This is a genomic window from Arthrobacter sp. Soil761, from assembly GCF_001428325.1.
Taxonomy (GTDB): Bacteria; Actinomycetota; Actinomycetes; order Actinomycetales; family Micrococcaceae; genus Arthrobacter.
This window is the reverse complement of the sequence record NZ_LMSF01000028.1, coordinates 378,023-399,776: the sequence shown is the minus strand read 5'-3', so window position 1 is coordinate 399,776 and position 21,754 is coordinate 378,023. Positions and strand designations below refer to the sequence as shown.

Annotated in this window: 22 protein-coding genes; 8 read left to right on the top strand and 14 right to left on the bottom strand. The window is 66.6% G+C overall.

Features of this window, described 5'->3' with window-relative positions; genetic code table 11:
- Nucleotides 1-90 precede the first annotated feature (90 nt).
- Entirely contained in the window at nt 91-639 is a 549-nt protein-coding gene (locus ASG79_RS16405) for a flavodoxin domain-containing protein (RefSeq protein ID WP_056392545.1), read from the top strand.
- Here ASG79_RS16405 and ASG79_RS16400 read toward each other — a convergent pair.
- Together ASG79_RS16400 and gluQRS are read right to left on the bottom strand one after the other, a co-directional pair.
- Nucleotides 606-1,229 (bottom strand): HD domain-containing protein, encoded by a 624-nt coding sequence (locus tag ASG79_RS16400; RefSeq protein ID WP_018769716.1) that lies wholly within the window; start codon nt 1,227-1,229, stop codon nt 606-608. The two genes, ASG79_RS16405 and ASG79_RS16400, sit on opposite strands and share 34 nt — an antisense overlap.
- A 9-nt stretch (nt 1,230-1,238) precedes the next feature.
- Nucleotides 1,239-2,138 (bottom strand): tRNA glutamyl-Q(34) synthetase GluQRS, encoded by a 900-nt coding sequence (gluQRS, locus tag ASG79_RS16395; RefSeq protein WP_056392511.1) that lies wholly within the window; start codon nt 2,136-2,138, stop codon nt 1,239-1,241.
- Nucleotides 2,139-2,461: 323 nt separating this feature from the next.
- Here gluQRS and ASG79_RS16390 point away from each other — a divergent pair, with 323 nt between their 5' ends.
- From ASG79_RS16390 to ASG79_RS16380, 3 genes are all read left to right on the top strand, one after another.
- A complete protein-coding gene (locus ASG79_RS16390) occupies nt 2,462-2,929 on the top strand; it encodes an Lrp/AsnC family transcriptional regulator (RefSeq protein ID WP_018769718.1) in 468 nt (155 codons plus the stop codon).
- Nucleotides 2,930-3,028: 99 nt separating this feature from the next.
- Complete coding sequence (locus ASG79_RS16385; RefSeq protein WP_056392510.1) at nt 3,029-4,501, top strand: WXG100 family type VII secretion target; 1,473 nt, start codon at nt 3,029-3,031, stop codon at nt 4,499-4,501.
- A 140-nt stretch (nt 4,502-4,641) separates the two neighbouring features.
- Nucleotides 4,642-5,154, top strand: a complete 513-nt coding sequence (locus tag ASG79_RS16380; protein ID WP_377204916.1) for a hypothetical protein — start codon at nt 4,642-4,644, stop codon at nt 5,152-5,154.
- An 18-nt stretch (nt 5,155-5,172) separates the two neighbouring features.
- Here ASG79_RS16380 and ASG79_RS16375 read toward each other — a convergent pair whose 3' ends face one another.
- Nucleotides 5,173-5,628, bottom strand: a complete 456-nt coding sequence (locus ASG79_RS16375) for an Lrp/AsnC family transcriptional regulator (protein ID WP_081620204.1) — start codon at nt 5,626-5,628, stop codon at nt 5,173-5,175.
- A 107-nt stretch (nt 5,629-5,735) separates the two neighbouring features.
- Here ASG79_RS16375 and ASG79_RS16370 point away from each other — a divergent pair, with 107 nt between their 5' ends.
- The gene (locus tag ASG79_RS16370; protein WP_056392508.1) at nt 5,736-6,395 is read left to right on the top strand and encodes a LysE family translocator; all 660 of its coding nucleotides are present in this window, start codon (nt 5,736-5,738) and stop codon (nt 6,393-6,395) included.
- A gap of 13 nt (nt 6,396-6,408) precedes the next feature.
- Here the strand turns inward: ASG79_RS16370 and ASG79_RS16365 are convergent, their stop codons facing one another.
- The 6 genes from ASG79_RS16365 to ASG79_RS16340 form a co-directional block, all read right to left on the bottom strand.
- Complete coding sequence (locus ASG79_RS16365) at nt 6,409-7,386, bottom strand: hypothetical protein (protein WP_056392503.1); 978 nt, start codon at nt 7,384-7,386, stop codon at nt 6,409-6,411.
- A 9-nt stretch (nt 7,387-7,395) separates the two neighbouring features.
- Entirely contained in the window at nt 7,396-7,788 is a 393-nt protein-coding gene (locus ASG79_RS16360) for a nuclear transport factor 2 family protein (protein ID WP_056392501.1), read from the bottom strand.
- Between the two features lie 40 nt (nt 7,789-7,828).
- Nucleotides 7,829-8,332 (bottom strand): DUF456 domain-containing protein, encoded by a 504-nt coding sequence (locus ASG79_RS16355; RefSeq protein WP_018769725.1) that lies wholly within the window; start codon nt 8,330-8,332, stop codon nt 7,829-7,831.
- A 94-nt stretch (nt 8,333-8,426) separates the two neighbouring features.
- Entirely contained in the window at nt 8,427-9,626 is a 1,200-nt protein-coding gene (locus tag ASG79_RS16350; protein WP_018769726.1) for an NADP-dependent malic enzyme, read from the bottom strand.
- Nucleotides 9,627-9,914: 288 nt separating this feature from the next.
- Complete coding sequence (locus ASG79_RS16345) at nt 9,915-10,523, bottom strand: TetR/AcrR family transcriptional regulator (RefSeq protein WP_018769727.1); 609 nt, start codon at nt 10,521-10,523, stop codon at nt 9,915-9,917.
- A gap of 137 nt (nt 10,524-10,660) precedes the next feature.
- Nucleotides 10,661-11,944: an MFS transporter gene (locus tag ASG79_RS16340; RefSeq protein ID WP_018769728.1), complete on the bottom strand. Its 1,284-nt coding sequence runs from the start codon at nt 11,942-11,944 to the stop codon at nt 10,661-10,663.
- Between the two features lie 143 nt (nt 11,945-12,087).
- On the opposite strand from ASG79_RS16340, the gene rraA reads away from it, so the two are divergent.
- The 3 genes from rraA (at nt 12,088) to ASG79_RS16325 (ending at nt 15,985) form a co-directional block, all read left to right on the top strand.
- Nucleotides 12,088-12,609: a ribonuclease E activity regulator RraA gene (gene rraA, locus ASG79_RS16335; protein WP_056392499.1), complete on the top strand. Its 522-nt coding sequence runs from the start codon at nt 12,088-12,090 to the stop codon at nt 12,607-12,609.
- A 71-nt stretch (nt 12,610-12,680) separates the two neighbouring features.
- Entirely contained in the window at nt 12,681-14,345 is a 1,665-nt protein-coding gene (locus ASG79_RS16330) for an MDR family MFS transporter (protein ID WP_056392498.1), read from the top strand.
- 200 nt (nt 14,346-14,545) lie between these two features.
- Nucleotides 14,546-15,985, top strand: a complete 1,440-nt coding sequence (locus tag ASG79_RS16325; protein WP_026265837.1) for a sugar porter family MFS transporter — start codon at nt 14,546-14,548, stop codon at nt 15,983-15,985.
- Nucleotides 15,986-16,104: 119 nt separating this feature from the next.
- On the opposite strand, the gene ASG79_RS16320 is transcribed toward ASG79_RS16325, so the two are convergent.
- The 5 genes from ASG79_RS16320 to ASG79_RS16300 all read right to left on the bottom strand — a co-directional run bounded on the left by ASG79_RS16320 (nt 16,105) and on the right by ASG79_RS16300 (nt 21,745).
- Nucleotides 16,105-17,331, bottom strand: coding sequence for an MFS transporter (locus ASG79_RS16320; protein ID WP_056392496.1), 1,227 nt, complete (start codon nt 17,329-17,331; stop codon nt 16,105-16,107).
- Nucleotides 17,332-17,359: 28 nt separating this feature from the next.
- Nucleotides 17,360-17,800 carry a MarR family winged helix-turn-helix transcriptional regulator gene (locus ASG79_RS16315; RefSeq protein ID WP_056392494.1) on the bottom strand — a complete coding sequence of 147 codons (441 nt, stop codon included), beginning with the start codon at nt 17,798-17,800 and terminating at the stop codon, nt 17,360-17,362.
- 41 nt (nt 17,801-17,841) lie between these two features.
- Nucleotides 17,842-18,333 (bottom strand): GNAT family N-acetyltransferase, encoded by a 492-nt coding sequence (locus ASG79_RS16310; protein WP_082581788.1) that lies wholly within the window; start codon nt 18,331-18,333, stop codon nt 17,842-17,844.
- A gap of 179 nt (nt 18,334-18,512) precedes the next feature.
- Entirely contained in the window at nt 18,513-19,676 is a 1,164-nt protein-coding gene (locus ASG79_RS16305; RefSeq protein WP_018769735.1) for a mannitol-1-phosphate 5-dehydrogenase, read from the bottom strand.
- Nucleotides 19,676-21,745, bottom strand: a complete 2,070-nt coding sequence (locus ASG79_RS16300) for a PTS mannitol transporter subunit IICBA (protein ID WP_056392490.1) — start codon at nt 21,743-21,745, stop codon at nt 19,676-19,678. The genes ASG79_RS16305 and ASG79_RS16300 overlap by 1 nt, the downstream gene beginning before the upstream one ends.
- Nucleotides 21,746-21,754: the final 9 nt, after the last annotated feature.

Sequence of the window (21,754 nt, the reverse complement as noted above, 5' to 3'; positions counted from 1 at the left end):
CCCGGCTGCTCCGGATGACGCCTGCAGGGCACCGCATACAGGGACCTTTGCCCCTTTGCCCGGTTCCGGGCGGACGCCAGAGTAGTGGTCATGGCAAGAATCCTGATCCCGTACGGAACTTCGGAAGGGCAAACGGCCCGCATCGCCGACTACATCTCTGATGTCCTGCAGGCCCACGGGCACCAGGCCGACACGTTGGACCTCAAGCACGCAGACCACGGCCTGCCTGACGGCTATGACGGCGTCATAGTGGGTGCTTCCATCCATGCCGGGAAGCACGAGGGCTACGTGGCCGATTTTGTCCGCCGGAACCGGTCCGGCCTGGAGCGCCTGCCGGCCGCCCTGTTCTCGGTCAGCCTCTCGGCGCACGCGGAGCCGGAAGAGGCGGAAAAGTACGTTGCGGAGTTCGAGGACAGCACCGGCTGGCATCCTGACAAGGTGGCGATGTTCGGCGGCGCCCTCCTCTACACCCAGTACGGATTCCTCAAGCGCATGATGATGAAGAAGATCGTCAGCGGCCAGGGCAGCCCGGATACGGACACCGGCCGCGACTACATCTACACGGAATGGGACGGGGTGCGGCGGTTCGCGGAGGAGTTACTGGTCTACTTGGAGCGGGAGCCCGGGCCGGAATCGTAGCGGAGGTTCTCGTAGTCGGTGTCATCGGCCTCATCCAGCTGCGCGTCGAATTCCTCCAGCAGCCACGGATTGGCCCGAGCCAAAATCTTGCGGACCTCCTCCACCTCCACGGCTGCGTAAAGCACCGGCCTGGCGTCCCGGTACTTTGTCACCGGGGGCTTGTCCGGCCACTTCTCCGCCAGCGCCTGGACGCGTTCGGGCAGGGAGTTGTGCGCATTGTCGGCGATCTTGACCAGGGCGGCGTCATGGTCCCCGGCGATCTCACGGATGCCGGACTGGTAATCGTCGGGGTCGCTGTGCAGGCGGTTGGTGACGCGCTCGATGATGTCCACGGAGCGCTCGGGAACCCCCATGTCCAGCAGGGCCTGCCGTGTCATCGGTGTGTCCTCGGCGATGTCGTGGAGGTAACCCGCGATCCGGATCTCGTCGTCGAAGTCCGCCAGGGCATCCCCGACGGCAAGGACATGGTCCCGGTAGGGCCGCTTCAGCTTGTCCTTCTGCCGGTTGTGGGCAACCTCTGCGAGGACTTTGGCGGTCTCCACCGTGAACCTTGGCGTCCGGGCCTGGGCCGGAATGTGCTCGTCTGACATCTACCAAGCTTAGCCAGCGGCCGGGCGGTCCATCCCGGGCCACACCCAGGGTTCGCTGGGCAACCGTGCCGGGTCCAGGGCCTGCAGTGCGTGGCCCAGCGTTCCGGCGGGTAATCCCAGGGACTCCAGCAGCAGGTTCCGCACGTCGTGGGCACCCACCCCGGCCTGGGCGAGGTCCGCCAGCGTGACCGCTCCATCGCGCTTTGCCAGCCGCAGGCCGTCGCGGTTCACCACCAAGGGAACATGCACATATTCCGGGACGGGAATATGCAGGAGCGAGGCGAGATAAGCCTGCCTGGGCGTTGAGGGGAGCAGGTCGTCGCCGCGGACCACCTGGTCTATGCCCTGCGCGGCATCATCCACCACGACGGCAAGGTTGTAGGCGGTTACCCCGTCATTCCTGCGAAGCACGAAGTCGTCCACAGCCCCGGTGAACTCGCCGTGGAGGACGTCCTGGACCGTGTATTCCCGCACATCCGCCCGCAGGCGGATGGCGGCCGGCCGCGTGGACCGCTTGTAGTCCAGTTCCGCCCGGTCCAGGTTGCGGCATGTGCCGGGATAGGCACCCTGCGGAGCATGCGGGGCGGACGGCGCCTCCTGGATCTCGCGGCGGGTGCAGAAGCACTCGTACGTCAGGCCGGACTCTTCAAGCCGTGTGATCGCCGCGGCGTAGAGGGGCCCGCGGTCGGTTTGCCGGACCACATCGCCGTCCCAGGTGATGCCCACTGCCGCCAGATCGCGCAGCTGCACGGCCTCCGCTCCTGCGCGGGCGCGGTCCAGGTCCTCCACCCGCAGCAGGAAGCGGCGTCCGGTGGAGCGGGCGAAAAGCCAGGCGAGGATGGCGGTCCGCAGGTTTCCCACGTGCAGCTCACCGGACGGGCTGGGGGCGAAGCGGCCGGCGGAGGTCATGGATTAAGCCTAGACGGAAGCACAAGAGCCCCTCAGCTACCGATGACTCCGGGAGGCGGGCGTCGGTAGCTCAGGGGCTCTTGCCGTGTTTGCAGAATGAGCGTGGTGTGAACAAGCGTCAATCAGCGGCGGCTTCCTTGCGGGAAGCGGTGTCCAGGTGCCGGGTGGTGTGCCGGGGAAACTGTAGCCTGCGCGGACCAGCGGTAGCTTTTGTCCTTGTTGCCAATATCCCAGCAGAGAACATACAGTTGGGACAATTGGCCCAACTTGAGTTGATCAGTTTGATCAATCCCTGAGGCCAGCAGCAACAGGAAGTGGTCAGATTGCAGGAACTGGACGCCACCGACCGGCGCATCCTGAATGCCCTGGACCAGGATCCGCGTGTCCCCATCATGGTGCTTGCCCAGCGGCTGGGCCTCGCCCGCGGAACCGTCCAGAGCCGGCTGGAGCGGATGACGGCATCCGGCGCCCTCCGCCCCAACAGCAGCCGGGTGCTTCCGGCGGCCCTGGGACGGGGCGTGGCCGCCGCGGTCAGCGCAGAGCTGGACCAGAGCCACCTGAACGAGGCCATCGCTGCCCTGCGTGAAATTCCCGAAGTCCTGGAGTGCCATGCGCCGGCCGGCGATACCGACCTCTTGATCCGCGTGGTGGCCAAGAGCCCCGACGACCTCTACCGGGTGTCGGAGGAGATCCGGCTCTGCCCGGGCATCGTCCGCACGTCCACCAGCATGTTCCTCCGCGAAGTCATCCCGTACCGGACCACCGGGCTCCTGGGGGACCAGGCGGAGTAGGCGGGGACCACAGGGGCACCACTCCCCATCGCCGCACGGAGGATGCCCCGTTAGGCTGGCACGGAAGAGCCAACAGCGGGGGAGCCAACAGGGGGCAGCATGGCGGGAAACTTTTACGGCGGCGATGTGGCGCAGCTGCGGCAACTCGCCAAGGACCTGGCTGCCGGCGCCAACCGGCTCAACGTCCTGGGGCAGCAGCTCAGCAGCAGCATTGGTTCCGGCCTGTGGAAAGGGCGCGACGGCGACAGGTTCCGCAGCGAGTGGACGTCATCGCACGCCAGGCTGCTGAGGTCGGCAACGGCAGGGCTGGAGTCGGCCGCCAGGACACTCCTCGCCAACGCGGACGAACAAGAGAAGGCCAGCACTGGTGGACCGGGAGGCCCCGGGTCGGGCGGATCCGGGAGCGGATCCGCCCAGGATCTGACAGACAGACTGAATGCCATGACCCCGGCCGAGCGGCGCGCCTACCTGCTGAGCGACGGGTTCCGCCAGTGGGCCCAGGCGAACCCGGAGGCAGCCAAAACCGCCATGGACGCCGCGGCGGACTCCGGCCTGGTCAGCAAGAACTCCAAGGGCTACCAGGACTTCCTCAATTCCTACTGGAACCGGCAGGCGATGCTGGACATGGGCATTGATCCAGCCGACTGGGACACGTCAAAAGGTACGGAATACAACTGGGAGACCATCACCAAGGTCTACGACTTTTACGGCCAGGCCTACCTTGCCAACCCGGACCTGCAGTGGGCAGGCATGGCCAACATGATTGGCCCGTCCTTCGCCGGCGGATTCCGGGACATGGCCATGCTGCGGGATTTGGCTCAACAAATCACCGACAATCCAGCCTCGGACATCCCCCTTCCCGTCCTGGACCAGCTGGAACAGCTCGCAGGGATGACGGATGCGGAAATCCGCTTCTATGAAACCAGCATGCTGGACATGAACAAGGAAATCTTCCTGGACCAGGCGCGCCAGCACCAGGCGTATCTGAACGGTGGCATCGGTGAGATCAACCGCCTTCGCGACTCCGGCGCCATCGACCAGGCCACGGCCAACGCGTGGGCGCAGATCGATTCGGGAGATCCCGACCAGGTCCGTGAAGGAAACACGGCCCTCCTGTACCGCGAGCAGAACGAAATTATCGCGGACGACTACGACAACATGCGCGGCCACCCTGGAGGCGAAGCCGTGACCTATATGGTGACACTCGCCGGGGAACCCTCCATCCCGGGCGCCAAAAGCTACCCCGAGGTGTTTCCCTACAGCTTCAGCGTGGAAAGCCCCGGTCCCGAGAACATCCCCTTCACCAGCTGGGACAATCCCGCCCAGTTCCGCACCGACTTCACCACGGGCTTCCCCGACGGCAACATCGCCAACGCGGACCAGCGCTGGAACCTCATCCGGCAGGACACCCTCCCCGCTTACCAACATCTTCTGGCCACGGACCCGGACCGGGCGGCGCAGATCATCGGCTCCGACTTTGACGGCCGGGTGGACCAGTACCGTCCCACCAACAACATTCCCGGCATCATGGACCGGTTCCTTGACGGGTTCGACGCGGAGGTCCACCAGTGATTGCGCCCCGCCGACGCGCCGCACCCGGCGAACGGACCGCCGTCGTCATTGCCCTCGTTTCACTCCTTGTCCTGGCCGGCTGCAAAGCGCCAACTCCGGCCGATCCGACCACCGCCACTTCATCTTCTGCAGGGAGCCCCGTGAAAACCTCCGCTTTCTCCACCCTTGACGCCGCCGGCGTGGAAAGTATCCGCACCACCGGGACGGCCCGCCTGGATATGAGCTCGGGACGCCTGGAAAAGGACGCCGTCCGCGTCACCAAGGACAGTTACGGCCCCGAGATCAATACCCGGGGTTCGGGCAAGATCAGCCTCAGCATCCTGGCGCCCAACGGCGAAATAACCGCCGAAACGGACCGGATCCGTTTCAACACCACGGACCGGCGGACGGACTTCAGCGAGGTCACCTACTTCCTCACCGCCGGCTCACCTGACGAGTACTTTGAGTTGATCAGGGACGGCGTGCAGCGCTACGGGATAGCAGCGGAGCCGGCTGAAGAATGGATCAGCAGCACCCAGGCGGATCCTGCTTCCAAGAGCGATTTCTCCATCACGCCGGGAACAGGCACCGGACTGACGGTGAACTACGATCTCCGCTACGACGGCAGCAAGGACACGCAGGTGATCATCGTCCACATTCTGCCTGCCGACTGACTTGCGGACCGCGGGGACCTAGACGGGCGGGCCCGCGTTGGACTTGAGGTTCTTCATGACCAGCGTTGACGTCAGCCGTTCAACGCCGGGCAGCGATGTGAGCTCGGTGTCGTAGAAGCGCTGGTACGCCGGCAGGTCCTCCGCTATGACCTTCAGCAGATAGTCCGGGGAACCAAACAGCCGCTGTGCCTCCACAATGTTCGGATTGTCCGCCACTCGGTTCTCGAAAATCTCCATGGTGGGGCGGTCCACTTGGCGGAGGGTGACGAAAACGATCGCCTCGAACCCCAGGCCCACCGCCGCGGGGTCGATGTCTGCCTTGTACCCGCGGATCACCCCGGACCGCTCCAGGTCGCGCAGCCGCCGGTGGCAGGGAGCCACCGTCAGGCCCACCTTCGCTGCCAGCGCGGTGGCGGTCATGCGCCCGTCCTCCTGGAGGTGCCGCAAGATATTCCTGTCAATCTTGTCTATCACGCAATAAACATACTGCTGTCACCGCGGGGCGGGCGAAAACAGGACAGCACTTATGGCCGGATTCTCCCTATGGTTGCTCCTGAGAGCCCTTCGACAGGAGAAACCCGATGAACCCGCAGTTGTTCCTTGCCTTCCTGGTGGTTGCTGCAGCCCTGGCCTGCACGCCGGGGGTGGACTGGGCCTACACCATCGCGGCGGGCCTGCGGCAGCGCAGTTTCGTCCCCGCGGTTGCCGGGCTCTGCGGCGGATACGTCCTTCACACCGTCCTGCTGGTGGCCGGGCTGGCCGCCGTGCTGGCAGGCATGCCCGGGGTCCTGGGCTGGATTACCCTGGCCGGCGCGGGCTACCTCCTGTGGCTGGGGGTGGGAACCCTCCGGTCTTGGCGCGGCGCGAGCTTCAGCGCGGACGCGGCCGGCGCCGCCGGAACACAGGCCGCCGGAACACAGCTGCGCACCTTCCTGCAGGGGATGGGCACCAGCGGGATCAACCCCAAGGGCCTGCTCTTTTATGTGGCCCTCATACCGCAGTTCGTCAGCTCCGAGGCCTCCCTGCCCGTGCCGGTGCAGTCCGGGCTGCTGGGCATGACGTTCGTGGCACTGGCGGGCCTGGTTTACACGGTGGTGGCCCTGCTCTCGCGCTCCCTGCTGCAAAGCAGGCCCGGCGCCGCCCGGGCAGTAACGCTTGCCAGCGGCATCATCATGGTGGCACTGGGGGCCGTGCTGCTCGGCGAGCAGCTGGTGCCGTTCCTGGCCGGCCGCCCCCAGTAGCCGGTCCGGGTTCCTACTCTCCGCCGAGTTCCTTCCAGTCCTGCTCCCAGATCCGCCGCATCTCCTCATCCTTGCGGATGCGCGGCGGCGCCTCGAGTTCGCGCTGCAGTTCCGGGTCCCCGCGCCGGCGTCCCCAGTCGCGGGGATTCAGCGACCGCCGGCCCGATTCCAGCACGAGCAATGCCCGGTCCGTCAGCGCGTCGTTGCGGAGCACAAGGTGTGTCTTGCGGCGGCGCAAAACTTCGGCGATGGCCTGGTGCGCAGCCTCCAGCCGGCCTTCACGCCGCAGGGCACGGGCGCGGACCAGCAGCAGGGCAGCGGAGAGATCGTCCGCGTTCAGCAGCCCCTCCGTCCAGTCAATGACCGTGCGGCTTCGTCCCAGGGTGAGGGCCAGCGAGCAGCGCGCCAGGGCCATGGGAAGCGATGGCGGCAGCCCGCCCAGTGCGTCGAGCGCCGCTTCGGTGCGGCCCGTCTCGCGCAGCGCATGGGACAGGGCAAGGAACACCGATTCCTCGCTGAACAGCACGGGGATCTCCACCCGCTCGGCCAGTTCGATCCGGGTGACGATACGGGTGAGGTAGGTCGATGAGTAACGGTTGGCTTCGTCGTCATTGCGGGTGGCGAGCCCCCGCTGCAGGAGTTCCGACGCCCGCAGGTAGCCGCCGTGCTTGTACGCCAGGAGCCCGCCCATGAGGTAGCAGAGCCCCGCCCACCCGGGGTAGGCGCGCGCCAGGGTGATCAGGCGCTCCGGTTCGTGGCTGGTGAAGACGGCTTCATGAACCGCCTTGGCAGGCTTGGGCAGCAGCCGCTTGAGCCGCGGCACCTCGCCGTCGATGGAGAGCAGGGCAGGGTTGCGGCCGCCGAGGACGCCGGTCAGCAGGCCGCCCACTCCCCCGGCAAGGTCGTGGACAGGGGTGCGCAGCTGGGCCTGCCCGAACGGTGTGAGGTCGCGGTTGTCCCAGTAGATCGGTGCGGTCTCCCCGGCGCTCATCTTTCCATGCTAACCGGGAGGGATCTCCGGCTTCCCCGCCATGAACCATTCAGTAAAGGAGCGGGCACGGCCGGATCCATCAAACCTGATCACCCACAGATTGTCGTACGTGGGCCTGCCGCCCGAGTAGGTGGTGAGGCCCTGGACAAAGGCGGTGTCGCCGTCGCACCCCAGCAGTTCCCAGCTGAACGTCCAGTCGGCCGGCTCGTCACGTGCCGCCAGCCAGCCCTGGACGATCCCGTCGTGGCCGCGCCAGGGTTCGGGATCATGGGGACGCGTCTCGTAGAGCGCGTCCGGGGCAAACAGGTTGCGGATGTCATCGGCGCCGTTGCTGGTCCAGGCAGCCTGGTATTTTTCCATCCAGGCGTGGACATGGTCCCGGGCTGAAGCTGGCTGGGTCATACCTTGGTTGTACCCGGGCAGGGTCCGGGGCGCAATGGACTCAGCCGTTGGCGGCGGCGATCCACACACCAATGACCCAGGTGCTGGCGGCAAGGCAGGCCAGCCCGAACTCCGCGAGCATCCCCAGCCCGGTGGCCTTCAGCGCGGCCCAGCTGGACTTCGCCGCCGTCGAAAAATTCCGAGTCCGGAGGAACTCGCTGGCCAGCAGCCCGGCCGCGAAACCAACGAAGAGGCCCACCACAGGGATGATGAACATCCCCACCACGCCCGCCACGAGGGCCACCACAATGCTGCGGCTGGGAATGGCATGCTGCTTGAGCTTCCTGCCGGTGAGGACGGCACCCGCCGTCATCCCCGCGGCGACAAAGATCATGGCCACCGCAAACACGACCCACCCCGCAGACCCGGCGCCGCCCCAGATGGCCCACGCCAGCAGGCTCACGCCAATGAGGACGCTGCCTGGCAGGACGGGAATGATGGTGCCGGCCACCCCCACCAGGATCGCCAGGCCGCACAGGATGGTCACCACGGTTTCGGAGCTCATGGACTTCAGTCTAGGGCCGGCCCTTAACGCCCGACGGCGGTGCCTCCTTCGGGGAAGGAGGCACCGCCGTCGTGGTTTCTGCCGGAAAGGGGATTTACTCCGCTTCCACCGCCGCGGCGACGGCCGCGGTGACCGCCGGTGCCACGCGGGGATCCAGCGGGCTGGGGACGATGTAGTCGGCCGAGAGGTCCTCGGCGGCGAGCCCGGCGATGGCGCGCGCCGCTGCGAGCTTCATGGCCGGGGTGATGCGGCGGGCGCCGGCGTCGAGGGCACCGCGGAAGATGCCTGGGAACGCCAGGACGTTGTTGATCTGGTTGGGGAAGTCGCTGCGGCCGGTGGCCACCACGGCGGCGTACTTTACGGCCACCTCGGGCAGGACTTCGGGATCCGGGTTGGACAGGGCGAACACGATGGCGTCCTGGTTCATCGATGCCAGGTGCGCCTCGTCCAGCTTCGAGGAGGAGACGCCGATGAAGACGTCGGCACCGGCCAGCGCTTCAGCAGGTCCGCCGGTGATGCCGCGGGGGTTGCTGCGGCCGGCGAGGTCGGCCTTCTTGCTGTCGGGGCTGGCAGCGAGGTCGGCGCGGCCGCTGTTGATGACTCCGCGGGAGTCGAGCAGGACGACGTCGGTGATCCCGGCTGCGAGCAGGATTTCGGCGACGGCGATCCCCGCCGCGCCGGCGCCGGACACCACCACCTTCAGGCCCTCGAGGCCGCGGCCGGTCACCTTGGCGGCGTTGGTCAGCGCTGCCAGGGCCACGACGGCGGTTCCGTGCTGGTCGTCGTGCATGACCGGGCAGTCAAGGGCTTCGATCAGCTTTTCCTCGAGCTCGAAGCAGCGCGGGGCGGAGATGTCCTCAAGGTTCACGGCGCCGAAGCTGGGGCGCAGGCGGACCAGGGTTTCCACGATCTCGTCCACGTCCGTGGTGTTGAGGACCAGGGGGATGGAATCAAGGTCGCCGAAGGTCTTGAAGAGGGCGGACTTGCCTTCCATGACCGGCAGCGAGGCGCTGGCCCCGATGTTGCCCAGGCCCAGGACGGCAGTGCCGTCGCTGACCACGACCACCAGGCGCTCGGCCCAGGTCAGGGTGCGGGCCAGTTCGGGCTTGGCGTGGATGGCCCGGCTCACCTCGGCCACTCCGGGGGTGTAGGCGATGGACAGGTCCCGCTTGTTGGACAGCGGAACAGTGCTGGTGACGGAGAGCTTGCCGCCCTGGTGGGCCGTGAAGATTTCGTCTTCGGTCAAGGCCGTGGCTGCTGAATCGTCGGTGGCTGTGATTGCGTCAATGGACACGTCGTTGTCTCCTGGTGCTGGCCGTGGGCACACGGCACATCGGGAACCGGGCCCTCCCGGGCCCAGGCGTGGAAGGTAGTGCGACAGGAAACCCAAGGGTGGCGGGTCCGCGGGAACGCCGGGGATGTTTCCGCCCTGCCGCTCCTGTGCCCCAATGGTAGGCAGGCCCGAAAGGGCTGCCGGGTCCTGCTTGACACAGCTTTAGCCTGACAAAACGTTTATGCAGGACGATTTGTGATCCAGATCACGGCATTATGGCGTATTTAATTGCCCTTTGGTCTAGACCAGTTACGCCGACCGGGACACTGTGAAGCCCGCCTCGGCCCCGGGGGACAGCCGACCGCACGCCTTTTTCAGGTCCTCCTCGGCTTCGAAGAGGGACAGTCGGCGGCTCCGGACGGACTGGACCAGACCAGTGACGGTCAGGAGGAGGACCCTGGCTCCCACGGCGTCGCCGCAGGCACCCGCAACGAGCTTTTCGCTGAGTGCATCAATCTCGCGCAGGAGTGCGGTGGTGTCCTTGTCCGGGTGGTACACGCCCCGGCTGAGGCATTGCTCCACCGCGGGCTGCATGACGCGCATGTGGAAGATTTCCATCAGCAGGCCGGACAGTGCCCGGCCCCGGAAGCGCGGCGACGAGCCCCGGGAACCGGCCTGCAGCTCGTCCAGCTGCTGCCGGTACAGCGCCAGCATCAGGTGGGTGGGGGACGGAAAGTAACGGTAGAGGGTTCCCAGTGGCACGTCCGCTTTTTCTGCGACTTCGGAGAGTTCCACGGCGTCAAGACCCGTGCGGGCGAACCCTGCGGCGGTGTCCAGAATCCGCGTGTAGCGGAGGCGCTGGCGTGGAGCGGAAGGCCGGGCGGCCATGGGCGGATGGTCTGAAAAAGTCTCGGGCATCAGCATTCCGGGGTTGTGTCGTAGGGACTGCGGCCAGGAGCGCCCCCACTTCCGTACCGCCCTGCAGCCCGGTTCAACTATACGGCACAGGCGTGTGCCCTAATTAGTCAGCGGCCTTAGTTTCGGGCGCCGGCAGGTCAGTCGACGCCCTTGATTTTCACCACGAAAACGGCACCCAGCAGCCCGATGGCAGCCGCCGTGAGGAACAGCGTCCGGTAGCCACCCCAGTAGGCCACGGCCAGCAGCGCCAGTCCCGGGGCAACCACCTGCGGCAGCGAGTTGGCCACGTTGATGATCCCCATGTCCTTGCCGCGGCTGACGGCGAACGGCAGGACCTGGGTCAGCAGCGCAAAGTCCACGGCCAGGTAGGCGCCGAAACCGACGCCCAGGACGGCGGCGCCGGCGAGCGCGCCGGGCCAGACGGGAAAGAAGGCCATGATGGCTCCGGCCATGGCGATTATGGCCGAGGAGGCGATGACGAACGGTTTCCGCCTGCCCACCCGGTCACTCCAGGGACCGGCCACCACCGCGGTGGCCATGACCATCACCGCGTAGATACCCGTCAGGACCAGAACCCCCGCGGCAGGATCCTCATGGCCTATGACGTCACGCAGGAAGAAGAGCAGGTAGACGATGGTCAGCTGGTTTCCCACGTTGACCAGGAAGCGCGTGAGCCAGGCCCAGGCGAAATCCGGGTGGCGCCGGGGACTGATCCAGAAACCCTTGAGGAAAACCCTGGGCCGGAAAGCCTCCAGCCCGGACTTGGGCAGGGCGGGATCATTCCGGTGGAACAGGTACGGCAGCACGGACACCAGCAGGGCGCCCGCACACAGCCAGTAGCCCACCATGAAGTTGCCGGAGACCACTGCCCCGAAAACCGCGCCAGTGAGGATGCCAAGGGTCTGCCCCATGGCCGCGAGTCCGCCCACTCCCCCGCGCTGGATGACGGGAACCCGGTCCGGGACGGCGGCGGTAATGGCCGCGTACGCGGCATTTGCACCCAGCTGCACCAGGCACCAGAAAAGCACCATCAGGGCCACCGCGGCAGAGAAGGACATGGCCAGCAGCGCCGCCGTGGCCAGGACTGCCCCGGCCAGCACCCACGGGGCCCGCCGGCCGAACCGGGACGTGGTCCGGTCCGAGAGGGCACCGAAGAGGGGGTTGGCCACCAGCGAAACCCCCGCACCGCAGGCCGTCACCAGCGAGAGGATGGCTTCCTTGGAAGGCGCATCAATGCTGATCGCCTGCTGGCCGATGAACACGTTGATGGGACCGAAGAACGCCGCGTTGATGCCCACGTTCACCAGCACCAGACCGGTGACCCAACGGGCGGTGACCTTCTGCACCGGCTCGGCGAGCGCCGCCGTCGCGGTTTTGCCTGCGGCATCATCCGGCGGCGCGGGCGTGTTGAACGGACTCATTGGCGTGCTCCCCCTGGTGCGGCCGGCTGGCGGTGGAATCAGACTATCGTGGGCGGTACCGGGCCACCGGGCACGCGGCGGTCAACGCCGCCCGGGGGATCACGTTGCCGGGTAACAAATTGCCGAGTATCGAGGAGAACCAGATGAGCGCACCCACCCCGGCCGAAGGCACAGCGGTCAATACCGCCGACCTCTACGATGAGCGCGGCGACGAGCTGGCGTCCGTCTCCCTGCAGTTCCAGTCCCTGGGTGGCCGCTCGCACTTCAGCGGCCCGGTCCGCACCATTCGCTGCTTCCAGGACAACGCCCTGGTGAAGTCCACGCTGGGGTCACCGGGGAACGGGGCGGTCCTGGTGGTGGACGGCGGCGGATCGCTGGGCACGGCCCTGATGGGGGACATGATCGCCGAAAGCGCCGTGGCAAACGGCTGGGCCGGCGTCGTCATCAACGGCGCCATCCGTGACCGGCTGGCGATCGCGGACCTGGACCTTGGCGTCAAGGCCCTGGGCAGCAACCCCAGGAAGAGCCAGAAGGCGGGGGCCGGCGAGGTTGACGTGGATGTGGTGATCGACGGCGTGACCTTCCGTCCCGGAGCCACCGTCTGGTGCGATCCGGACGGCATCCTCGTGGAGCGCCAGCAGGAAGCCCGGCAGGGCGGGGAATAAAAACAACGAGTAAGATAGTTACTGAAAGCAACTATCGCTGCTTATATCCTTTCCTTCCCCTTGGAGCACCCATGTCCAAAGCCACTGCCGCGCCCGGCCCCGGAGAAACCCTGACGCAACGCCAGATCGTCACCGTGATGGTGGGCCTGATGCTGGGCATGTTCCTGGCATCCCTTGACCAGACCATCGTCTCCACTTCCATCTACACCATTGCCAATGACCTGGACGGGCTCTCCCTGCAGGCGTGGGCCACCACCGCGTACCTGATCACCTCCACGGTCAGCACCCCGCTGTACGGCAAATTGAGTGACATCTTCGGCCGCCGCCCGCTGTACCTGACCGCGATCCTCATCTTCCTGGTGGGCTCGCTGTACGCCGGCTCGGTCCACTCGATGACCGAACTCGCAGTTGCCCGCGGCATCCAGGGCCTTGGCGCCGGCGGCCTGCTGGCCCTGGCGCTGACCATCATCGGCGACATCGTCTCGCTCAAGGACCGCGCCAAGTTCCAGGGCTACTTCATGTCCGTGTTCGGCATCTCCTCGGTCCTGGGCCCGGTGGTGGGTGGGGCATTCGCCGGGTCGGCGAACATCCTCGGTTTTGACGGCTGGCGCTGGGTCTTCTTCATCAACATTCCCATTGGCCTTGCCGCGCTGACGGTGGTGTTCCTGTTCCTGCACCTGCCCGCCAAGCACCTGAAACAGAAAATCGACTACTGGGGCGCCGCCGCCATCACCGTGGCCATCGTTCCGCTCCTCCTGGTGGCTGAGCAGGGCCGCACGTGGGGCTGGACCTCCGTGAACTCTTTCCTCTGCTACGGCCTGGGTGTGGTGGGCATTGCCTGGTTCCTGCTGGCGGAGAAGCGCGCCGGCGACTACGCCCTGATCCCGCTCCGGCTCTTCCACAACATCACGTTCGGACTGTCCTCGCTGCTGAACTTCATCATCGGCATCGGCATGTTCGGCGCAATCGCCATGCTTCCGATGTACCTCCAGCTGGTCAAGGGCCTCACCCCCACCGAGGCCGGCCTGATGATGATCACCTTCACCGTGGGCATCCTGTTCGGCTCCATCACCGCCGGCCGCACCATCTCGGCCTCCGGCACGTTCCGCATCTTCCCCATCATGGGTACCGGCATCCTGACCGCCGCCGCCCTGGTGATGGGCTTCTCACTGGCAGTGGACACCGAACTCTGGGTCCCCGGACTCATCGCCGTCTTCTTCGGCGTCGGCCTGGGCTTCTGCATGCAGCCGCTCACCCTGGCCATGCAGACCTCGGTACCGCCGCGGGACATGGGCGTGGGAACCTCCTCCGCAGCGTTCTTCCGCTCCATGGGCGGCGCCGTGGGCACCGCCGTCTTCATCTCCATGCTCTTCAGCATGGCGGCAAGCCGCATTGCCGACGGCATGAAGGCCGCCACCACGGACCCGGCCTACCTGGCCGTCCTGAAGGACCCTGCCGTCGCGTCGGACCCTGCCAACGCCAAGCTCTATGAATTCTTCAAGAACGGCGCCTCGAACGACTCCCTGAACGACACCAGCTGGCTGCATACCGCCAACAGCACCCTGACCAGGCCCATCACCGAGGGCTTCGCCACGGCCATCGACACCGTGATGCTGACGGCCGCGGCGCTCACCGGCCTGGCGTTCCTCATCAGCTTCGCCCTTCCGCGGAAGAAGCTGACCGACCAGAAGGCATCCCCGCAGGACAAGGACAGCATGGAGATTCCGGCGCACTAGCCGGCAAGCGCACGGGTGGGACGACGACGGCGGCACAGCCCGCCGTCGTCGTCCTGCGTTAACGGGGCAAACGGCGCCAAGTGGAACCTCGGGCGGTGACGTGCCACACTGTTTAGCGCGTGTGCGCCGGCCATTCTGCCGGTACCGCAGCCGACGACGTCCGCACCGCATCCATAAAACCCCCAAACCCAGGGAGAACCATGCCCACTGCACAGGAGCAGACCACAACCGGGATACCGCGGCGGGTGATCTGGCTGGCGCTCGCGGGGGCGGTGGGCGGATTCCTCTTCGGCTTCGACTCATCGGTGGTCAACGGCGCCGTGGACGCCATGAAGGAAGAATTTGCCCTGTCAGAGGCCGTCACGGGCTTCGCCGTAGCCATTGCCCTGCTGGGCTGCGCGGCCGGCGCCTTCCTGGCCGGCAAGGTGGCGGACCGCTACGGCCGCATTCCGGCCATGAAGCTGGGCGCCCTGCTGTTCCTGGTCAGCGCCGTGGGCACGGGTTTCGCGTTCGGCGTCTGGGACCTGGTGTTCTGGCGCCTGGTGGGCGGCCTGGGCATTGGGCTGGCCTCCGTCATCGCGCCCGCCTACATCTCCGAGATTTCGCCGCGAAAGGTCCGCGGCCGCCTGGCTTCGCTGCAGCAGCTGGCCATCACTACGGGTATTTTTGCCGCGCTGCTGTCTGACGCGCTCCTGGCCACCAGTGCCGGCGGTGCGGACCAGGCCTTCTGGCTGGGCATTGAATCATGGCGCTGGATGTTCCTGGCCGCCGCCGTCCCGGCCGTCGTTTACGGTTGGGTGGCGTTCACCCTGCCCGAGTCCCCGCGGTTCCTGGTGTTCCAGGGCAAAGAGGACCAGGCCCGGGAAGTCTTTGAGTCCATCGCACCCACCGAGGATGCCGGTCGGCATATCCGGGACATCCGGGAAGCCATTGAGGAAGACAAGCTGGCCGGGCAAAAGGGGTCCCTCCGCGGCAAGGCCTTTGGCCTGCAGGCTGTGGTTTGGGTGGGCATCACGTTGTCGGTGCTCCAGCAGTTCGTGGGCATCAACGTGATCTTCTACTACTCCACCACCCTGTGGAAGGCGGTGGGCTTCCAGGAGAAGGACTCCCTGGCCATCTCGGTGGCAACCTCCGTCACCAACATCCTGGTAACCCTCGTGGCCATCGCCCTGGTGGACCGCGTGGGCCGCCGGCCCATCCTGCTGGCTGGGTCCGTGGGCATGGCCGTGTCCCTGGGCGCCATGGCCGTGGCGTTCTCCTCGGCAACAGGCAGCGGCGAGAACATCAGCCTGCCGGGCGCGTGGGGCCCCGTGGCCCTGGTGGCCGCCAACGTCTTCGTGATCAGCTTCGGCGCGTCCTGGGGACCGCTGGTGTGGGTCCTCCTGGGCGAGATCTTCCCGTCCCGGATCCGTGCCCGGGCGCTGGGCCTGGCCGCAGCGGCCCAGTGGGTGGCCAACTTCGTGATCACCCTGAGCTTCCCGGTCATGGCAGCGGGCTCGCTGCCGCTGACCTATGCCATGTACGCCCTGTTCGCTGCGGCTTCCTTCTTCTTCGTCATGTTCAAGGTCCCGGAGACCAACGGCATGTCCCTGGAGCAGGCCGAGACGCTGTTCGTACCCAAGGGCTCCGCCAAGGCCTAGCAACGCCCCATCACTTTTGGCGGCCTTCCCTGGAACGCTCCATCAGCTTCAGCAGGAAAACACCAAACCCTCCATCACATGCCGTGATGGAGGGTTTGGTGTTGGTGCGCCGGCAGCGGCTACACGACGTGCGGTTCGTGCGAGGACAGGTAGGCCCGGCCGCCGAACGCGACCAGGATGGCGATCACCATGGCCACCGCCCCGGCAAAGAACGGGACCTGCGGGCCGAAGTGCTCACCGAGCTGCGCCGCCGCGAACGGGGCCAGGGCACCGCCCATCCAGCGGACAAAGTTGTAGCCGGAGGAAGCCACCGGCCGGGGCGAATCAGAGACGCCCATGGCCAGTTCCGTGTAGATGGTGTTGTTGATGCCCAGCAGCGCGCCGGCAACAATGACCAGGACGACGACGGCAGGCACCGAGTGCCCCGCGGCCAGTCCCAGTCCGGCCAGGTCCAGCATGAGGACGAACAAAGTGCCGGTCAGTACCTTCACCGCGCCGAAGCGGGTCTGCAGGACCGGTGCAACGAAGACGGAAAATACCGCCACGGCCACACCCCAGCCAAAGAAGACGCCGCCGATGCCGTACGCGTCCATGCCCAGGATGAACGGGGTGAAAGCCAGGATGGTGAAGAAGCCGTAGTTGTAGAACAGGCCGCTTGCCGCCGTCGTCCGCAGTCCCTTGTGGCCCAGCGCCAGCAGGGGGTCCCGCAACCGCACCTTGCGCTCAGGCAGCGGCGTCCTGGGCAGGAGGGCGATCAGGGCGATGAAGGCGGCGGCCATGAGGACGGCGGTGCCGAAGAACGGGGCGCGCCACTGCCAGCCGCCCAGGAGGGCGCCGAGCAGCGGGCCGAGCGAGATGCCCAGGCCCAGTGCGGCTTCGTAGAGGATGATGGCGGTGCCGGCGCCGCCGCTGGCCACCCCAACAATGACGGCGAGGGCGGTGGCGACGAACAGGGCGTTGCCCAGTCCCCAGCCGGCGCGGAAGCCCACCAGCTCGTCGACGCTGCCGGACAGGCCGGACAGCGAGGAGAACACGACGATGACGGCCAGGCCGATCAGCAGCGTCCGCTTGCCGCCGATGCGGGAGGAGACGAACCCCGTGATCAGCATGGCCAGCGCGGTGACCAGGAAGTAGCTGGTGAAGAGGAGGGAGACCTGGCTGGGGCTGGCGTCCAGGTTGGTGGCGATGGCCGGAAGGATGGGGTCCACCAGGCCGATGCCCATGAAGGCGAACACTGCGGCGAGGGCGGTGGCCCATACCGCCTTCGGCTGTTTGAGGAATGAGGCCTTTTCGGCCGTCAAGGTTGATTCTGGTGCTTGCAGGGTTTCTGCGAGCTGGCCTTCCATGGAGGGTGCTCCTAAGTTCGTGGCTGGTTCAGTTCTGGAGGGATGCGTTGATTTTGTCGATGACCGGCAGGGCCTCCGCCAGGGCTTGGCGGTCCTGGTCGGTGAGCGTGCTGAGGATGGCGGCCATCACCTGGTTGCGCCGCCGGTTTGCGGAGTCGACGGCGGCACGGCCTTCGGGGGTCAGGATCACCCTGACGGCGCGGGAGTCATCCGGGTCCGGTTCCCGGCGCGCCAGGCCTGCGCGTTCGAGCTTGATGATCTGTTCGGTAGCGCTGGGCACGCGGACACCGAGGTTCCGGGCGATCTCACCGACGCGCTGGCCCTCGCCGAGCAGCATCTTGAGGGTACTGAGCTGGGCGGCGCTGAGTTCGCCGTCCGCGTCGAGGCGCCGGACCAGGTAGACGCTGTGCCGCAGGGCTTCACGGAAGGCGCCGGCAAGTTCGTGGAGCTGGGGATCGTCGTCAGTCATCGTTAGGTACCCTAACAGTTAGGGAACCTAACGGTCAAGGGTCAGAGGGTCCGCTTCATTCCGACATGGCTTGCTTCGAAGCCCAGCTGTTCGTAGAACCTGTGGGCGGCCGAACGGCTATGGTGCGTTGTCAGCTGCATCAGGTCGCAGCCCCGGCGCCGCGACTCCGCGATGGCCCAGCCCACCATGAGCCTCCCCAGGCCCTGCCCGCGAAGGGACGCGGCCACGCGGACACCTTCGAGCTGCGAGCGCCACGCGCCCTGCCTGGAGATGCCGGGAAGGAAGCTCAGCTGGAAGGTTGCAACCACCGGCCCCTCCTCTTTCCCCTGCGGCACCCTTTCGCCGACGAGCAGGAGATGGGCGGGGTCGGCGTGGATCGCGTCAAAGGCGCGTTCGTAGGGTTCCATATCCTTCGCGGTCTCGCGGCCGGCGCCCAGGGCGTCGTCGGCCAGCAGGCGCACCATGTCCGGGATGTCGGCACGCGTCGCGTGCCTGAGGCGGAACGTCCCGCCGTCGACGTCGGCGGTGAGCAAAGCAGGCGCGGCATTTGGGTTCTGGTTCACCCGCCCAGCTTGGCACAGACAAAGAACGACGCCGGCACTTGGGTAAGTGCCGGCGTCGTTCTGATGGAGCGTCGCCGGAATTCCTGCAGGATCTGATGGAGCGTTGCGCTTGAGGGCGCAGGTAATGATGGAGCGTGTCAGTTGGGGCGTCAGGCGGGGGTGCCGGCCATTTCGGCCTGCCGCTCCTCGACGAGGGTGGCAACGGCGGCGAACAGCGGGTGGCCAGGCGCCAGCCCGGTGATTTTTGCCGTGGCGTCGGCGGGGCTGGTGGAGCGAAGGATTTCTGCCAGCTCCGTGGCCTCTGTATCAGCGGGGTCGTTGAACCGGAGCGCTGATGCGATGGCACCAAGCAGGGCCTCCGGCACCACGCCACGTTCGGCCAGCTCGGCGGCGGGGCCAATGAAGCGCTCGTTCCGGCTCAGCTTCCGCAGCGGAGCACGGCCCACCCGGTTGACGGTGTCCGGAAGATAGGGATTGGAGAACCTGACCAGGATCTTCTGGACGTAGGCTTCCTGCTCATCGTTGCTGAACCCGTGCTTGGCCACCAGGAGCTGCTTGGTCTCCTCCAGCACCGCCCGGACATCCTCCGCCACGTCCTGGTCCGCCATGGCGTCGGAGATCTTCTCCAGGCCCGCCTCGAACCCGAAGTATGCCGCCGAGGCGTGGCCGGTGTTCACGGTGAACAGCTTCCGCTCGATGTAGGGCGAGAGGTCGTCCACGAACGTGGCGCCGGGGATCGCCGGAGCGGAGTCACCGAACGCGGTGCGGTCGATGACCCATTCGTAAAAGGTCTCCACTGTTACGTCCAGCCCCTGCCCGGCCTCCTGGTTGGGCACGATCCGGTCCACGGCAGTATTGGCGAACACTGCCTTGCCGTCCAGCACTGCGGCGGTGGCCCCTGGCTGGGCGGCCACCTCCTTGGCCAGGATGTCCGTGGCGTTGATCGCGTTCTCACAGGCCATCACCTGCAGGGGCGCCCGGCCGGGTTCCCTTGCGGCGATGCCCTTGGCGATCACCGGCGCCACGAACTTCAGGATGTGCGGGCCCACTGCGGTGGTGACGATGTCCGCCGTGGCGATCTCGGAGACCAGTTCCGCCTCCTGGGCGTTGGAGTTCAGCGCCCGGAAGTTGTCCACGGTCCGCACGGCGGGATTCTCCCCCACTTCGTGCACGGCGTAGCTGTCCGCTTCCTTGAGCCGGTTGATCAGGTCTTCGGCCACGTCCGCGAACACCACTTCGTAGCCGGCATCATGCAGGAGCAGCCCCACGAAGCCGCGGCCGATGTTGCCGGCCCCAAAATGTACTGCCTTCACTATGCGTTGACCTTTCCGAAAAGCTCCAGGACTTCATCCTCGGATGTGGCGGCCTCGAGCCGGGCAACCTGTTCCTTGTTGGTGAAGACCTTGGCGATGGACGACAGGATGTGCAGGTGCTCGTTGTTGATGCCGGCGACGCCCACCACGAACTTCACCTGCTTGCCGTTCCAGTCGATGCCTTCCGGGTACCGGATGACGGAAACCGCCGACTTGCGGATGTGGTTCTTGGCGGCGTTGGTGCCGTGCGGGATGGCCAGGAAGCTGCCCATGTAGGTGGATACGGACTCTTCCCGCTCATGCATGGCGGCGATGTAGCCCTCATCCACGGCGCCACGGGCCAGCAGCAGCCGGCCCGCCTCGTCGATGGCGGCGTCGCGGGTGGTGGCCGAACCGCGCATGACCACGCTCTCGCGGGCCAGGATGTCGGAGCTGCCGGCGGCAGGAGCTGCCGCTGCCGCACCTGCTGCGGCAGGCGCTGCGTCCACCGGCGCCTCGGCGGCGTGCGCACCGTGGGCGGTGCCGGCGTCGGACGTTCCGCCTTCCGTGTTGCTCTCGCGGACCAGCTCGACGATCTCGTCGTACCGCGGGCTGCTCATGAAGTTGTCCACCGAGTAGTGGACGGCACTGGACGTGGCCGGCTTGGCCCGCTCGGTCAGGTCCTGGTGCGTGATCACCACGTCGTAGGTGTCGCTGAGGCTGGCGATGGAGGCGTTGGTGACCTTGACGTCCGGGAACCCGGCCGCCTTGATCTTGTTCCGCAGCACCGAGGCGCCCATGGCGCTGGAGCCCATGCCGGCGTCGCAGGCGAACACGATGTTCCGGACGGGTCCGGCCAGCACGCCCACTCCGCCGCGGCCGCCGGACGCGGCACCTGCGGAAGCGCCTGCACCTGCACCTGCACCTGCACCTATCAGGGTGGAGGAAACCGAGCTCTTCTTGCCCTTCATTGCCTCCATGCGGGCGGTGGCGTCGCCTAGGTCTGTTTCGTCGCTGTGCTTGGTGGTCTTCATGATGACGGAGGCCACCAGGAAGGATGCCGTGGCGGCGAGCACCACCGACAGGATCACGCCGAGGTAGCTGTCGCGGGACGTCTGGGCCAGCACGGCGAGGATGGATCCCGGAGCGGCCGGCGCAACCAGGCCCGCGCCGGTGACGGCCAGGGTGGCGATGCCGGTCATGCCGCCTGCGATTGCGGCCAGGATCAGCAGCGGGCGCATGAGCACGTACGGGAAGTAGATCTCGTGGATGCCGCCCAGGAAGTGGATGATCGCAGCACCGGGCGCCGACGCCTTGGCGGCACCGCGGCCGAAGAACATGTAGGCCAGCAGGATGCCCAGGCCGGGACCCGGGTTCGCCTCGAGCAGGAACAGGATGGACTTGCCCTGGTCCAGCGACTGCTGGACGCCCAGCGGGGTCAGCACGCCGTGGTTGATGGCGTTGTTCAGGAACAGGACCTTGGCGGGCTCGATGAAGATGCTGGTCAGCGGCAGGAGGCCGTTGTTGACCAGGAACTGCACCACGTTCCCGGCACCGGTGCTGAAGGCCGTGACCAGCGGTGAAATGCCGAAGAAGCCCAGCATGGCGAGCAATGCGCCCCAGATACCGGCAGAGAAGTTGTTGACCAGCATCTCGAAGCCGGGGCGGATCTTGCCCTCCCACAGCATGTCGATCTTCTTCATGGTCCAGCCGCCCAGCGGGCCCATGATCATGGCGCCGATGAACATGGGGATGCCGGCACCGACGATCACGCCCATGGTGCCGATGGCCCCCACCACGCCGCCGCGGACGTCATAGACGTTCTTGCCGCCGGTGTATCCGATCAGGAGTGGCAGCAGGTAGGTGATCATGGGGCCCACAAGGCCGACGTTGGGCTTCCCGCCGGTCTCACCGAAGCCACCGAGGACGGGTACGGGCAGCCAGCCCTTCTCAATGAAGAGGGCCGTGATGATGCCCCAGGCGATAAACGCCCCAATGTTGGGCATGATCATGCCGGACAGGAATGTCCCGAACTTTTGGACGTGCACGCGCGCGCTGGTGCGGGGTTTTGCAACTGTCTCTGTTGCCATGTGATTTCC

What these genes read in the sequence shown, in the direction of transcription:
- ASG79_RS16400 (WP_018769716.1), bottom strand. Translation starts at nt 1,229, where the DNA reads ATGTCAGACGAGCACATTCCGGCCCAGGCCCGGACGCCAAGGTTCACG.
- ASG79_RS16365 (WP_056392503.1), bottom strand. Translation starts at nt 7,386, where the DNA reads ATGAGCGCCGGGGAGACCGCACCGATCTACTGGGACAACCGCGACCTC.
- ASG79_RS16370 (WP_056392508.1), top strand. Translation starts at nt 5,736, where the DNA reads ATGAACCCGCAGTTGTTCCTTGCCTTCCTGGTGGTTGCTGCAGCCCTG.
- gluQRS (WP_056392511.1), bottom strand. Translation starts at nt 2,138, where the DNA reads ATGACCTCCGCCGGCCGCTTCGCCCCCAGCCCGTCCGGTGAGCTGCAC.
- ASG79_RS16360 (WP_056392501.1), bottom strand. Translation starts at nt 7,788, where the DNA reads ATGACCCAGCCAGCTTCAGCCCGGGACCATGTCCACGCCTGGATGGAA.
- ASG79_RS16300 (WP_056392490.1), bottom strand. Translation starts at nt 21,745, where the DNA reads ATGGCAACAGAGACAGTTGCAAAACCCCGCACCAGCGCGCGCGTGCAC.
- ASG79_RS16340 (WP_018769728.1), bottom strand. Translation starts at nt 11,944, where the DNA reads ATGAGTCCGTTCAACACGCCCGCGCCGCCGGATGATGCCGCAGGCAAA.
- ASG79_RS16405 (WP_056392545.1), top strand. Translation starts at nt 91, where the DNA reads ATGGCAAGAATCCTGATCCCGTACGGAACTTCGGAAGGGCAAACGGCC.
- ASG79_RS16320 (WP_056392496.1), bottom strand. Translation starts at nt 17,331, where the DNA reads ATGGAAGGCCAGCTCGCAGAAACCCTGCAAGCACCAGAATCAACCTTG.
- rraA (WP_056392499.1), top strand. Translation starts at nt 12,088, where the DNA reads ATGAGCGCACCCACCCCGGCCGAAGGCACAGCGGTCAATACCGCCGAC.
- ASG79_RS16355 (WP_018769725.1), bottom strand. Translation starts at nt 8,332, where the DNA reads ATGAGCTCCGAAACCGTGGTGACCATCCTGTGCGGCCTGGCGATCCTG.
- ASG79_RS16345 (WP_018769727.1), bottom strand. Translation starts at nt 10,523, where the DNA reads ATGCCCGAGACTTTTTCAGACCATCCGCCCATGGCCGCCCGGCCTTCC.
- ASG79_RS16385 (WP_056392510.1), top strand. Translation starts at nt 3,029, where the DNA reads ATGGCGGGAAACTTTTACGGCGGCGATGTGGCGCAGCTGCGGCAACTC.
- ASG79_RS16315 (WP_056392494.1), bottom strand. Translation starts at nt 17,800, where the DNA reads ATGACTGACGACGATCCCCAGCTCCACGAACTTGCCGGCGCCTTCCGT.
- ASG79_RS16330 (WP_056392498.1), top strand. Translation starts at nt 12,681, where the DNA reads ATGTCCAAAGCCACTGCCGCGCCCGGCCCCGGAGAAACCCTGACGCAA.
- ASG79_RS16325 (WP_026265837.1), top strand. Translation starts at nt 14,546, where the DNA reads ATGCCCACTGCACAGGAGCAGACCACAACCGGGATACCGCGGCGGGTG.